Origin of the sequence: Chryseobacterium sp. JAH (genome assembly GCF_001507335.1) — a bacterium.
GTDB lineage: Bacteria > Bacteroidota > Bacteroidia > Flavobacteriales > Weeksellaceae > Chryseobacterium.
Genome location: NZ_LMAH01000008.1, coordinates 121,355 through 133,220, shown reverse-complemented (window position 1 = coordinate 133,220; position 11,866 = coordinate 121,355). Strand labels below are relative to the sequence as shown.

The window sequence follows — 11,866 nt, the reverse complement described above, 5'->3', positions numbered from 1 at the left end:
ATTTAAAAAAAAGACATAACTAAATTAACGATTATGAAAAATTACTACTCTATGCTTATTCTCCTTATGTTTGGATTAAGCATCAATGCACAAGTTGGAATCAATACTGATAATCCGAAATCTACCTTACACGTTCAAAAGAGAGCCGAGCTCACGTATGCAGATGGTATTTTGCCACCAAGAATTTCAGGTGATTCACTAAGATTGAAAGAAGCTGCTTACGGACCAGCACAAAATGGCGCTATAGTGTATGTAACATCTCCCGCAACCATCACAGGACCAAAAACAATAGCTGTTATTTCTAAAGGTCTCTATGTATACGATGCAGCCGCGCCGAATACTGGCCCTGGAACAGGTCTATGGAATGTATTACCTGAAGGACCTATAACCCCATCAACAAGTACTGGTGATGGCGCATATGCAGGTAGAGTAGCAGGAACTTTGTCATTACTTAATCTGGGAATTAACCTTCTTGGTAGTAATATTCAAACAATACCGTTACCAACTGCAACTGTAGCCCCAGACACAAATGTTGATATTGCTTCAGCACAGATAACAACGACTCCAACAGATTCATACTACACGATTCCTTCTACAGGTATTTATCAGGTAAATTATAGCTACCGAACAGGTCAAGGTATAAGACTAGAGCTTCTAGGAGCCAACAGACCTGGATTGATTATCACAAAAACAGCTACAGGAGCACTTCCTTCAACAGCAACACAAATTGATTACAGATATTTTGGAGGTCTTAATTTGCTAGCATTACCAACACTTCCAATTATTGGTGGGCTATCTTTAGCGAATATTGCATTAACACAAGGTCAGATCAGCCATATTTATCAATTCACTGCGGGAGACCGAGTAAGATTTGGAGTTATTTCTGGTGGATTAGCTGCCGGAGTATTATCTGACTCATCTGCAGAAATTTCTATCTACAAAGTTAAGTAAGTAATAATTTAATTTTAATAAAAACAAAAAAGCTTTCTCAAAATTTGAGAAAGCTTTTTTTATTACTGCCATTTAATTATCTAACAGGTACACTGCTAAAATTCAATGCTACTTTCAGATTCATATCAGATGTAGTCTGATTTTTCAGTTCATAAACTGTTCTTACAGTCACTCCTGTACTTTTCACCATTTCATCTAAAAATCCCGCATCATTTAAATCTAAATTTACACTTGAAGCTGTTGATGAGATATCGCTGCGTGAGGCCACAAGCTTTTCACTGCTACCGCTTGACGAGATGTAAATTTTAACAGATTTTAAAGCGCTAAGATTTCCTCCTGTCGGAGAAACTACTGATACTTTTGCATCTGCAATTCTCACATCTTTTATCTGCGCATTATTGTTTCCTCCAAACCATGTCTGAACGTTAGTTGCTGTCGCTGTTGACGAAATTTCTTTATTTGCCGGAACTCCGGTAGAAATCAAAACATTTGCCGTGTAAGGAAATGTATTCTGAATCACCGACTGAACCGTTCCGCAACTCACCATTATAGCTGATGCGGCTATTGCTATCGAAAATATATTTTTCATTTGATTAAATTTTACATTTCTATTTGCATAAATTATACCAAATCATTCTACACTCACAGAAAAACTTCCTGTGGTTTTCCCATCCGCCATATTGTTCTTACCGATAATCAACCAAACCTCTCCAGAACTGGGTACATCATAAGTGATTTCCCTCATAAATGGCCCATCCATTTTACCATCGGGAAGCTTAATCTGATTAAATCGGATATTGAAATCCTGCTGTTTGGCAACAATTTTAGCAGTAATTTTAGGTTTATTGAAATTTGCAATTTTCAGAATGAGCTTATCTTGTTTTTCTGTGAATTCTTCACCAATCGTAAACGGAAGGCGTTCCCCGTCTGCCAGTCTTACGATGACTCTGTCTTTTTCTTCCCTTGCAACACCTGTTCTCAAAACCTCTTTCGTTGCAGGAGCATTGTTGATTACAGAATCTCTCTCTCTTTTATCAACAGAATCTGCACTTGGCTTCGGTATTGGCTGTTCGGTTATAATAACTGAATCTCTATCTGCAGATTCCGAAACTTCAGCTTCCTTCTTACATGATAAAATCATTAATGGAATTATTAGCAATAAAACTGATTTTTTCATAGTATATTTATTTTGACTTAAAACTACCCTAATTAATCTGCTTTCAGATTCTAATGAAATAAGGTATCAATTATTTTTGAATAGTTTCATAATAAAGAATCTTTGAAAGAAAAGTTTCCGCTCTTTCTTTCTGAACCCTTCCCAAAACATCTTTTTTCAGCTGTGTGTTTCTTTTTTCTTCCGCATATTTCAGCAAGTATTTTTGACTGAAATTGATTGAAGTCAGGTGATAATTGACTGCAAAATCCTTTCTTTTCATATTTTGTGAAGTGATGATTCCGCCCCAATTGATGTAACTGCAAGCTAAAACTGTTCCATAAAAATACCAGATCATTACATTGAAAAGAAAGATATTTCTTTTTTTCATCTGAATTTTAATAAAAGTCATCACCAAACCAATCAATGACAAAATAAGAAATGCGCATACTCCCAAACGCTTGTACGTAAAACCGTAAGAAACGATGTATTCTATGTTTTTAAGCATCGTTGAGATGACCAAAACAGCATTCAGAATGATCCATATTTTAACTAAATTTTTCATCAAACCCGCTTTTGGATCGAAGTTGAAATTTGATTTAAAATAGAACATAATCACAAGAATCGCCATTACTATTGACATAATAACTGCCAAAACTCTTTCATGAGTTTCTTCGGAAAGTTGATTTGGAGTTTTTACCGTTTCATAAAACTGCTCATAATTGAACGTAATTATAAAAAATACCAGCAAAATATTTAAGGAGAAGAAAGAAATCACACCGCTCATCCTCTCAGAATTTAAGTCTAAGAAAGAATAAGTAGGCTTCTGAATTTTATCCTGATCTGTAAATCCATTTTCGAGTATATGATTTTGTTTATAGATTAGTTTCTCAACAGAGTAATTCCAAAAATTGAAAGCAATGAAAAAGCCTAAAACCGTAATGACTAATAATTGCCAAAAATTAATATCAAATTCATAATTGGTAAATACGTTTGCAAAACGCTCACTTGCAACAGAATAAATTCCGAAGAAAATAGAAATAAGAATCAATGGAATCAATATAAAAGCCATTGTTTTTTGCCAAAGTCCGGAAGTATTTGTTTTTGGAAGCCAGGAATCAAAACTGAAAAACCGACAGATAAACGTGAAACAGTTGACCACAAACACAGGTATCAGCAAAAGAATTTTCATTCTTCTGTGTTTTGAACGGTAAGAAAGAAGTAACAGTGAAATAACAACTGCTAAAAATGAAGGAAAATCTCCGTACCACGCAAAAGCTATACTTGAAAGTATGCTTGTCACCAGAAGAATAAGAAAAGTTTTGGTTCTGTTTTTTTCAAGTGTCTTGAAAAGCGTCAGCAAAGAATAACCAATTCCTAACATACCGAGATTAAGCCCTATATTTTCATTGTAAAATACAATGATGAACAATGCGGTTGCAATAAATATATAATGATGTGTTTTCATAGGTTTTAAAATTAAGTTTGAATTTGTCTGAAATTTAGATTAATAATAAACCGGTGTATCTTTGTGTTTCAGAAAATCTTTTATATTTTCAAAATTCTGCCAGAGAAGTTCTTCAAAATCAATATGATGGAAAGTTCTCATGTTTTGTCCTTTGCGGAAAGCCTTTAGATAAATTTTAAAATATTCTGGGAAAACAATTGTTCCCAAAGCCAGAACTCCCAAAAGATAAGCACTCCGTTTGCCGTTGCCAAATAGCAAATATTGCATTGCAATTTCATCCTGAACATTGGTGCTGCAGTCTGTGATTAGGTGATAGACATCGTGGTTTTCCATTTTGGGAATCATCCTGAAACCGTGATTGTGATAGAATTCTCCCAACGTTCTGCCCAAAGAATCTTCATTGAAACTCAGCAGTTGTTCTTCGCTGAACTGCCATTGTCTTTTTTTCTTTTTGAAATATTTCCTGTACTGCTTTTGTGAGTTTTCGTACATGAAAATGATAAAGTGGATGCGTAGTTTTTTCATAGTTTTTGATTTAGTAATAGTTTAAAAAATACGAGATTACAATGATCAAGGGAGCCAAAAATGGTATTGAAACTGAAATCCAAAAGCCTAGTTTAAAAAGTTTTTTTCGAAATTGTGAGGTATTGTCTTTATTATAAGTGAGGTCATATAAAACACCGAAAAAATAAAATAAGTTGGCAACCCCAATCATAAATAGATATCCTACTGCCTGAAATACAATAGTGAACAATGTTATTTCAAACTCATCATCGTATGGCATAATCAACCTAACACCTGAAATTACGTAAAGAATAAATGCTAGCATTCCTGATACAGCTAATCCTACGTTGTATTCAGTTCGTCTCTCCCTCCACCAGTCTTTTATTTGTGATTGTGTAAGATCTGACGTCTCTCTCATTATTATATAATTAAAAGTTTAGAAGTGATAATCCGATGTAGAAATAAAGAATTGCAATCGGGATATTGATACAGATTATTAATGATGCTTTCACACAGGTTTTGAGTTGAGACTTATTCAATAGACCAGAAATCAGTAAACAGAGAATAACAAATAAATTAATGGGTATCGCAAATTGTAAAAGCGTAAATCCAGAATTGGCAAAAGAATCATTTTTAGACATGATATATCCGAAAAGGCAGATATTTCCCAAAATAAATGATAGCCAAAAGAAAAATTTCCCGACGTTAAGAATATTTTTGTTTTTCATAATGATATTTTTAATCTTGAATTAAAGTAAAAACAGTAATCTCCGGCCTCACCATAAATCTTACCTGAAAAGAATGTCCTATTGCGCGGTTGATATAGAGCATTCTTCCGTCCTCCAAATCAATTTCTCCTGAAACATATTTTCTATTTTCTACAGGAAGTATTGGTGTAATCACTCCTGGAATCCTGCATTGTCCGCCATGCGTGTGACCACTCAGAATCCAGCCTTGATAACCATTCCATACATCTTCGTCGCAGACATCAGGATTGTGACAAAGCACAAGGTTAGCTTTTGATGAATCATAATCTTTCATCACTTTCATCGGATCGAAATTAGGTGACCATAAATCGTCGAAACCGATGATATTCAGCCCATATGATTCTACCTGTGCATTTTTAAGCACCTTAATTCCTGAATTTTCCAGAATGTCACAGATCCTTTCGGCGGAATCTAAATCTTTCCAGTTTGCTCCATAATCGTGATTTCCTAAAATTCCGAAAGTTTCCAGTTTCCCGTACACTGATGTTTCCATTACTTTTTTTAGACTTTCTAAGTCTTCCGAACTTCCGTGATTGACAAAATCTCCGGTGTAGACCACAAAATCAGGATTAAAGTTTTTAGCTTTCTGGAAAGATTCGATCAGAAAATTCCAGTCAAAACGGTCTCCAACATGCAGATCGGAAATCTGCATCAGAATCTTGCCTTCCAATTCTTTTGGCAAATTTTTAATCGGGAGTTTTCTTTCTACAAATTCTACCCAAAAAGGTTCAATTTGCCAAGAATACATCAACGGAAACGCTCCGACTGCAGAAAGCTGTACAAGTCTTTTGAGAAAATGTTTTCTTGTCATAAGTCTGATAAATTGAGTATATATTTTAGAGAAATTTAGCTACCAGCGAACGGCGTTCCGAACAAACCGACCGCCAGTTCCATCCAGACGAGTATTAAAATAAGTATTGTAACGATGGAAATGATGAGTTTTATCTTGAAAGAAAATTTTGAGCTTACAATCATATAAATGAAAGAAGCGGTTCCGAAGAGTAAAATCCCGGCGATCACAAAATCAGATCCTGACCAGTCCCAACCGTCTACGAATAGGTTTCCGATAAAAGCGGCGGCTAAAAGGAGTGAAGGAATGGCGAAAATGAAAGCTGTGTTTTGTTTTTGTGTTGTCATCATATTTAATTTTAATATTTAAAAGTACTTTGATTTTCAAAGCTAAAATTCAAAAATTTTTTATTTATCTCCCAATTAATTTTTCTAAAGCATCTAAATGTTCCGTAAAAGCTGTCCTTCCGGACTGTGTAACTCTATATGAAGTCTTAGGTTTTTTGCCTACAAACTCTTTTTTCACCTCAATATAATTGGCTTTTTCTAAGGCATTGCTATGACTTGCCATGTTTCCGTCTGTGATTTCCAGAAGGTTTTTCATTTCAGAAAAATCAACCCAGTCGTTGACCATAAGAACAGACATAATGCCCAATCTTACACGGCTTTCGAATTCTTTGTTGAGTTTTGAAATGTTAATCATTATTATTTACTTCAGTTTAATCATTGATTCTTTTATGTTCAAGTTTAGAGACCTTGTTATCTTCAAAATTTACGATCAGTAAATGATCAACAAAGCCGAAACCGTTACTCAGACCTCCATAATATTGCCAAAAATGGTTCTGTTGATCTCTGAATTCAGGATTTCCTAAAATTCTTTTGACTTCCAGAGAGTCTTTGGCTATTAACAACTTGCGGCTGATGAGATCGTCCATCATTTCATATTTTGATATTTTACCTTCCGCTTCTGTCGCCGTTTTCCATTCATCTTCATCGAAATCCCTGCTTTTTTCTCTGCTCATCATAAAGATGAGATAAGAGACAAATGCAAAATAAATTAAAGGAGAAAGAACTACAGCGATAATTCCACTTATCAAAAATTTCTTCTTTCTCTTTTTAAGTAATACGGCTGATATACTGAAAACAAAAACAGCAATAAAAAATATGTAGAAGGCTATCATTTACTTATACTTTTTATGCATAATCAAGCCATACACAATATGCAGCACACCGAAACCAACCGTCCATGCGACCAATCCCCATCCTAAAAACAGGAAGGAAAGTAATCCCAAAACAATCTGGCAATATCCTAAATATTTTATGTCTGTCAAAGTATATCTCTCGGCACTTACCAAAGCCAATCCGTAGAAAATCAAAGTTGCAGGTGCCACCAAAACGAATAAATGATGGTACAAAAGCACTAAACAAAACAAACCACCAGTTACCAAAGGGACTGCAAACGTCACCAAAAGTCTCCTTGTTGTGGCATCCCAAATTTTCAGTCCTTTCTTTTTGCTTTTATTGGCAGTAAAAATATATCCGCTTAATAAAGCAATAATGAGAATAACAGCTCCAATGATAACCAATTCGCTCACCAATGCTTTCCCGAAAATATTTCTGTCACCATCGAAATAATCAATCCCTTCTCTCTGAAAAACAAAGTAAACATAAATCGCTCCAATGATTGCTGCCAAACCGGCAACGACACCCGACAATCCGCTCAGTGAAATAAAACGTGACGATCGTTCCATCATGGTACGGATGTGTGATAAGTCTTCGTGATAGTTTTTTGATTCCATATAAAAGAACTTTGAATTACAAAGTTATATTATATTTTGAAATATCAAAACTTTTTTCGAAAAATTTATTCAAATTGTTAACTTTAGAAAAACATATACTATGGATAAAGAAACCTTGCGTTCAGAAATCTTCAGGCACTTAGACGGCGTGGTAACCGCTCCAGTCGTTGTTTCATTACTAAAAAAAGAAATCATTGCCTTCATCATCGAACGTAAAAATATTTCACTGAGTGAACTTTCAGACGAATTTAATGCTAATGATGGGTATTTAAATGTAGCAATCCGGACATTGGCCTCACAACGTTTTTTAGACTATAAGGTAGATAATGAAAAAGACCAAATATCTATATCAGCAAATAAAAACACTCAATTGCTTCAAAAATACAGTTTGCTTTATCTTAAAGTAATTCCGTTTCTGAAGCTTTCTACAGATATTAAAAATCAAATTAATCAAACTTCGTTCATCGAAGAATTCTCATTACTCAGCACAGCTGTTAAAGATAATTTTGGAATTCAACTATCTGATGTTGCCGATGAAAAAAACATTCAGGAGCAAATTTTAAAACATATTGAAGGTTGCATTATTGGTCCGGTCATCGTATATCTCGGAATGACTGGGATGTTTCATAAATATTTTATGGAAACGTCTTTTCAGGCTGCAGAATTTCATAAAAATTCTGAGAATTTTGAAGTAGTTTTAGATTTCCTGACTTTTTTGGGTTGGTTTAAAAAGACTGGTGATAATTACAAATTTACCGAAACCGGAATCTACTTCGCCAAAAGAGCTGCATCCTATGGTGTTACGGTATCTTACCTCCCTTTGCTGAATAAAATGGATGAACTCCTGTTTGGAAATGCTTCAAAAATTAGAGAAATCTCAGAAGGCGAAGATGAAATTCATGTGGACCGGGCAATGAATGTTTGGGGAAGCGGCGGCTCGCATTCCAATTATTTTAAAGTGGCCAACGATTTTATTATTCAGATTTTTAATCAGCCTATTCATTTGCAGCCAAAAGGTGTTCTCGATATGGGTTGCGGTAACGGAGCATTTATACAACATATTTTTGAAACCATCGAAAGATATACGCTGCGTGGAAAGATGCTTGAAGAATATCCTTTATTTTTAGTTGGTGCAGATTACAACCAGGCTGCATTGAAAGTCACCCGCGCTAACCTCATCAACAACGATATTTGGGCAAAAGTAATCTGGGGGGACATAGGAAATCCGAAACAGTTATCCGATGATTTAAAAGAAAATTACGAGATTGATCTTTCAGATTTACTGAATATCAGAACTTTTCTAGATCACAACAGAGTCTGGAAAGCTCCTGAAAATAGTCGACGCGAAAGAATCAGCACTTCCACCGGAGCATTTGCGCATCGCGGAAAAAGATTGCCCAATAGTTTAGTTGAAGAAAGCCTGAAAGAGCATCTTGAGCTATGGCTTCCGTATATCAGAAAAAACGGACTTCTTATTATTGAACTACATGCTTTAGATTCAAAACTGACGAGTGAAAACTTAGGAAAAACTCCTGCAACAGCGTATGAAGCTACGCATGGTTTTTCTGACCAGTATATTTTGGAAGTTGATGTCTTTAAGAAAATCTGTCTGGAAACCGGATTGAATATTGATAAGGAATTATTCCGGAAGTTTCCCAATTCTGATTTAGCAACGGTTTCTATCAATTTATTGAAGAGCTGATACCACTTAATTATACCAAATTACTTCTCGCTAATTTTGCCGATTAGGTATATCGATTCTTAATTAACAAAAAAACCATTCTGAGAGTCAGAATGGTTTTTGTGATTTGGTGTATTTATTTCAATTAGGAAGCTTAGTTCCAGAAATTTCAAATGGGAAGCTCACTCTCTGTCCGCCGTCGTCTAAATTCACCCATGTAGAGGATGCGACTACAAACTGTTGTGCATTGTTTACTTTGCCGGCATCATGAGGAAACTGTGGATAGAAATGAGTACCTGTAGACGTTTTTGAACCCCACTTAATCCAATATGTTCCGGCATTAAGATTAAGATCTGGTGACTGTATCTTCATTTTATATATTTTTCGGCTGGTATTATCCGTTTGTCCCTGTAAAATTCTATACCATTTTGTTTCTTCCGCAGAAACATATCGGTTCGTTGTTACATCACCGTACACTTTTACTGCACCTGCAACAGACGGGTCTGATGAATAAATTTCAAAGTAAAAATCGCTTACCGGGAATGTAGTTCCTGAGAAACTTGTTTGATATGCATAGAAATAAAAGTTCTGGATGTTCCACTTTTCACCTGCCGGAATCTGAAAATCATCTGTCAGCATACGGTCAGTCACTGTTCCATTAAGTCCCCAAGTGCTTTGAGGTCCTTTTACTTCGCTCCAAGTATATCCTGCAGGAACAGAAGTTCCAGCCGTAGAAGTAGCTCCTGTACTCATACCGTTAACATTACTAAAGCTGAAAACTTCTGGCTGTGGTGTCATTTCTTCGTCGTCATTCTTACAGCTTAAAACCAAAGTTGCAGCCGTCATAAGGCATAAAAAAAATCTTGCTTTCATAATAAAGAGTTTTATAAATTATTGATACAAAACTACTTTACATGAAAGCAAAACCTTAAAGGGAAAACACCCTTTTTGAAGGATGTATTTACCCTATTTTATTTTGTTCTTAATCTTTCTTTGATTGCTTCGATGTTTTTCTTGGCAGAATCTTCCAAAATTAGGCTTGCACTCATATGAATTCTTGCCGGCATCAATTCGTTAAAATATTCAGTTCCTTCCCATGAAACTTTCTTGATCAAAGCTAAAGCATCTTCGCTTCTAGATGCTAACGTAAGTAAAAACTTTTCAAGCTTTGAATCCATATCAGCAATGGTTTCTGACACTGAGTGATAAATATTATGCTGCTCTGCCCAATCTGCGGATCTGAAATCTGCATCAATTGCCATTGCCGAAAACTGGGATTTTCCGATTTTTCTTTCTACATAAGGACCAATAACAAAAGGACCGATCCCTAGATTGATCTCCGTAAGAGCCAATGCAGAATCTTTCGTTGCAAAACAGTAATCTGCTCCGCAAGCCAATCCTACACCTCCTCCGGTTGTTTTTCCCTGAACTCTTACCACGACGATTTTACCACAGTTTCTCATGGCATTTAAAACTTTTGCAAAGCCTCCAAAAAACTTTGTAGATGCATCAAGCTCTTCAATTGCCAACAATTCGTCAAAACTTGCTCCGGCGCAAAACGCTTTTTCGCCTTCACTTTTTACAAGAATAGCTTTCACTTCATTTTTAGCTCCTTCATCTAAAATTGTCTGAGCCAATTTTTCAAGAATCGCTCCGGGAAGAGCATTGCTTTTCTGTGTTCCGAATGTGATCTCGGCAATATTGTTTTTAATTTCTGAGGTTACAAAGTCGTTCATTTCTTTAAAATATAGTTTGATATTTACTAATTACAAAAATAGTTTAATCTAAATAAATATTGATACATTCAAAATGATTGTTCTTTATATTCCAATAATTTTTTTACCGTTTAAAACTTCTGTTTTTTGTTTACAGATTAAACTTTCGCCTCCCTGTGGAGTTATGTTTTATCGAGAAATATTCGCCTGCATTTTGCCGTAAAGCAGCAAACGCTTGAATGCGTAGATAGCAGGGAATTTTTTGAAATGAAGATTAATTCTCCTTTTATATTCTGAAATAAAATCCCCTTTTCGCTCTTCATCCAGTCTCTCCAAATACGGAATTAGCGATGAACCGGAAATGAACTGAAAAAGATTTTCTGAATCATCAGCAATAATGGGATAAACTTTCACGGAAATATTTAACTCTCTTAGCCCGCCATTGAACATAATCTGCGCATATTCATCTATACTTAAAACTGGTGAAACTCTGTTCCATCCCTCCAGATAAGTACAAAAAGGTTCTTCAGAGGCAAGTTTAAACAAAATTTGATTCAGAATATTTTCTGCCTGCACAGGCATTTGTATTGCAAGCTGCCCATTATTGGTGAGCATCGACAACAATGTGGGAAATAACGTGTGATGATCATCAGACCATTGCAATGCAGCATTGCTGAAAATTAAATCGAATTTTTCATCTGATTTACATAAATCTTCAACAGTTATTTTACTGAAATGAAGCCTGTCATTTTGAAACTGTTTGACATCAGCAAGCATTTCTGCAGAAGAATCGATGCCAAAAAAAACTGCATTTTCAAATTTTTCAGACAAAATATGCGTTTGTTCGCCGGTTCCACATCCGATGTCGATTGCTTTTTTCAAATGCTCTGATGAAATTAAGCTCATTAAATCGAAGAACGGCTGATAGCGAATGTTTTTAAACTGATTGTAAATTTCGGGACTCCAGGGCATCATTTAGATTTTAATCTTCTTTGACAATGGTCTTCTTTATATTTTTTGATAAAATTTCTTTATATCT

The 11,866-nt window shown here is 35.3% G+C and carries 16 protein-coding genes; 2 read left to right on the top strand and 14 right to left on the bottom strand.

Annotated elements, in window-relative coordinates; translation table 11 throughout:
• The first annotated feature begins 33 nt into the window (after positions 1-33).
• Complete coding sequence (locus AR685_RS15685) at positions 34-951, top strand: hypothetical protein (RefSeq protein ID WP_047446866.1); 918 nt, start codon at positions 34-36, stop codon at positions 949-951.
• Positions 952-1,027: 76 nt separating this feature from the next.
• On the opposite strand, the gene AR685_RS15680 is transcribed toward AR685_RS15685, so the two are convergent.
• The 11 genes from AR685_RS15680 to AR685_RS15630 form a co-directional block, all read right to left on the bottom strand.
• Positions 1,028-1,540, bottom strand: a complete 513-nt coding sequence (locus AR685_RS15680; RefSeq protein WP_047446868.1) for a hypothetical protein — start codon at positions 1,538-1,540, stop codon at positions 1,028-1,030.
• Between the two features lie 42 nt (positions 1,541-1,582).
• Positions 1,583-2,128, bottom strand: a complete 546-nt coding sequence (locus AR685_RS15675; protein WP_059125128.1) for a hypothetical protein — start codon at positions 2,126-2,128, stop codon at positions 1,583-1,585.
• 70 nt (positions 2,129-2,198) lie between these two features.
• On the bottom strand, positions 2,199-3,572 hold the full coding sequence (locus tag AR685_RS15670; protein ID WP_059125127.1) for a DUF4173 domain-containing protein: 1,374 nt from the start codon (positions 3,570-3,572) through the stop codon (positions 2,199-2,201).
• Positions 3,573-3,611: 39 nt separating this feature from the next.
• Positions 3,612-4,097, bottom strand: coding sequence for a Coq4 family protein (locus AR685_RS15665; RefSeq protein ID WP_059125126.1), 486 nt, complete (start codon positions 4,095-4,097; stop codon positions 3,612-3,614).
• A gap of 10 nt (positions 4,098-4,107) precedes the next feature.
• Complete coding sequence (locus AR685_RS15660) at positions 4,108-4,494, bottom strand: hypothetical protein (RefSeq protein WP_059125125.1); 387 nt, start codon at positions 4,492-4,494, stop codon at positions 4,108-4,110.
• A gap of 10 nt (positions 4,495-4,504) precedes the next feature.
• On the bottom strand, positions 4,505-4,804 hold the full coding sequence (locus AR685_RS15655) for a hypothetical protein (RefSeq protein ID WP_059125124.1): 300 nt from the start codon (positions 4,802-4,804) through the stop codon (positions 4,505-4,507).
• Positions 4,805-4,814: 10 nt separating this feature from the next.
• Positions 4,815-5,654: a metallophosphoesterase gene (locus tag AR685_RS15650; RefSeq protein ID WP_059125123.1), complete on the bottom strand. Its 840-nt coding sequence runs from the start codon at positions 5,652-5,654 to the stop codon at positions 4,815-4,817.
• Between the two features lie 35 nt (positions 5,655-5,689).
• Positions 5,690-5,983: a hypothetical protein gene (locus AR685_RS15645; RefSeq protein ID WP_059125122.1), complete on the bottom strand. Its 294-nt coding sequence runs from the start codon at positions 5,981-5,983 to the stop codon at positions 5,690-5,692.
• A gap of 61 nt (positions 5,984-6,044) precedes the next feature.
• Positions 6,045-6,335, bottom strand: a complete 291-nt coding sequence (locus AR685_RS15640; protein ID WP_047446882.1) for a winged helix-turn-helix domain-containing protein — start codon at positions 6,333-6,335, stop codon at positions 6,045-6,047.
• Positions 6,336-6,351: 16 nt separating this feature from the next.
• On the bottom strand, positions 6,352-6,813 hold the full coding sequence (locus AR685_RS15635) for a hypothetical protein (RefSeq protein ID WP_059125121.1): 462 nt from the start codon (positions 6,811-6,813) through the stop codon (positions 6,352-6,354).
• Complete coding sequence (locus AR685_RS15630; protein WP_059125120.1) at positions 6,814-7,431, bottom strand: hypothetical protein; 618 nt, start codon at positions 7,429-7,431, stop codon at positions 6,814-6,816.
• A 100-nt stretch (positions 7,432-7,531) separates the two neighbouring features.
• Between AR685_RS15630 and AR685_RS15625 the strand changes: the two genes are divergently transcribed.
• Complete coding sequence (locus AR685_RS15625; protein WP_059125119.1) at positions 7,532-9,133, top strand: class I SAM-dependent methyltransferase; 1,602 nt, start codon at positions 7,532-7,534, stop codon at positions 9,131-9,133.
• Between the two features lie 120 nt (positions 9,134-9,253).
• On the opposite strand, the gene AR685_RS15620 is transcribed toward AR685_RS15625, so the two are convergent.
• The 3 genes from AR685_RS15620 to AR685_RS15610 form a co-directional block, all read right to left on the bottom strand.
• The gene (locus AR685_RS15620) at positions 9,254-9,985 is read right to left on the bottom strand and encodes a hypothetical protein (RefSeq protein ID WP_059125118.1); all 732 of its coding nucleotides are present in this window, start codon (positions 9,983-9,985) and stop codon (positions 9,254-9,256) included.
• Between the two features lie 98 nt (positions 9,986-10,083).
• Positions 10,084-10,848: an enoyl-CoA hydratase/isomerase family protein gene (locus AR685_RS15615; protein ID WP_059125117.1), complete on the bottom strand. Its 765-nt coding sequence runs from the start codon at positions 10,846-10,848 to the stop codon at positions 10,084-10,086.
• Between the two features lie 168 nt (positions 10,849-11,016).
• Complete coding sequence (locus AR685_RS15610) at positions 11,017-11,799, bottom strand: methyltransferase domain-containing protein (RefSeq protein ID WP_059125142.1); 783 nt, start codon at positions 11,797-11,799, stop codon at positions 11,017-11,019.
• Positions 11,800-11,866: the final 67 nt, after the last annotated feature.

Bases quoted from the DNA above. Each gene is read 5' to 3' on its own strand.
- AR685_RS15650 (WP_059125123.1), bottom strand. From the start codon at position 5,654: ATGACAAGAAAACATTTTCTCAAAAGACTTGTACAGCTTTCTGCAGTC.
- AR685_RS15685 (WP_047446866.1), top strand. From the start codon at position 34: ATGAAAAATTACTACTCTATGCTTATTCTCCTTATGTTTGGATTAAGC.
- AR685_RS15625 (WP_059125119.1), top strand. From the start codon at position 7,532: ATGGATAAAGAAACCTTGCGTTCAGAAATCTTCAGGCACTTAGACGGC.
- AR685_RS15655 (WP_059125124.1), bottom strand. From the start codon at position 4,804: ATGAAAAACAAAAATATTCTTAACGTCGGGAAATTTTTCTTTTGGCTA.
- AR685_RS15670 (WP_059125127.1), bottom strand. From the start codon at position 3,572: ATGAAAACACATCATTATATATTTATTGCAACCGCATTGTTCATCATT.
- AR685_RS15630 (WP_059125120.1), bottom strand. From the start codon at position 7,431: ATGGAATCAAAAAACTATCACGAAGACTTATCACACATCCGTACCATG.
- AR685_RS15620 (WP_059125118.1), bottom strand. From the start codon at position 9,985: ATGAAAGCAAGATTTTTTTTATGCCTTATGACGGCTGCAACTTTGGTT.
- AR685_RS15665 (WP_059125126.1), bottom strand. From the start codon at position 4,097: ATGAAAAAACTACGCATCCACTTTATCATTTTCATGTACGAAAACTCA.
- AR685_RS15660 (WP_059125125.1), bottom strand. From the start codon at position 4,494: ATGAGAGAGACGTCAGATCTTACACAATCACAAATAAAAGACTGGTGG.
- AR685_RS15645 (WP_059125122.1), bottom strand. From the start codon at position 5,983: ATGATGACAACACAAAAACAAAACACAGCTTTCATTTTCGCCATTCCT.
- AR685_RS15610 (WP_059125142.1), bottom strand. From the start codon at position 11,799: ATGCCCTGGAGTCCCGAAATTTACAATCAGTTTAAAAACATTCGCTAT.
- AR685_RS15635 (WP_059125121.1), bottom strand. From the start codon at position 6,813: ATGATAGCCTTCTACATATTTTTTATTGCTGTTTTTGTTTTCAGTATA.
- AR685_RS15615 (WP_059125117.1), bottom strand. From the start codon at position 10,848: ATGAACGACTTTGTAACCTCAGAAATTAAAAACAATATTGCCGAGATC.
- AR685_RS15640 (WP_047446882.1), bottom strand. From the start codon at position 6,335: ATGATTAACATTTCAAAACTCAACAAAGAATTCGAAAGCCGTGTAAGA.
- AR685_RS15675 (WP_059125128.1), bottom strand. From the start codon at position 2,128: ATGAAAAAATCAGTTTTATTGCTAATAATTCCATTAATGATTTTATCA.
- AR685_RS15680 (WP_047446868.1), bottom strand. From the start codon at position 1,540: ATGAAAAATATATTTTCGATAGCAATAGCCGCATCAGCTATAATGGTG.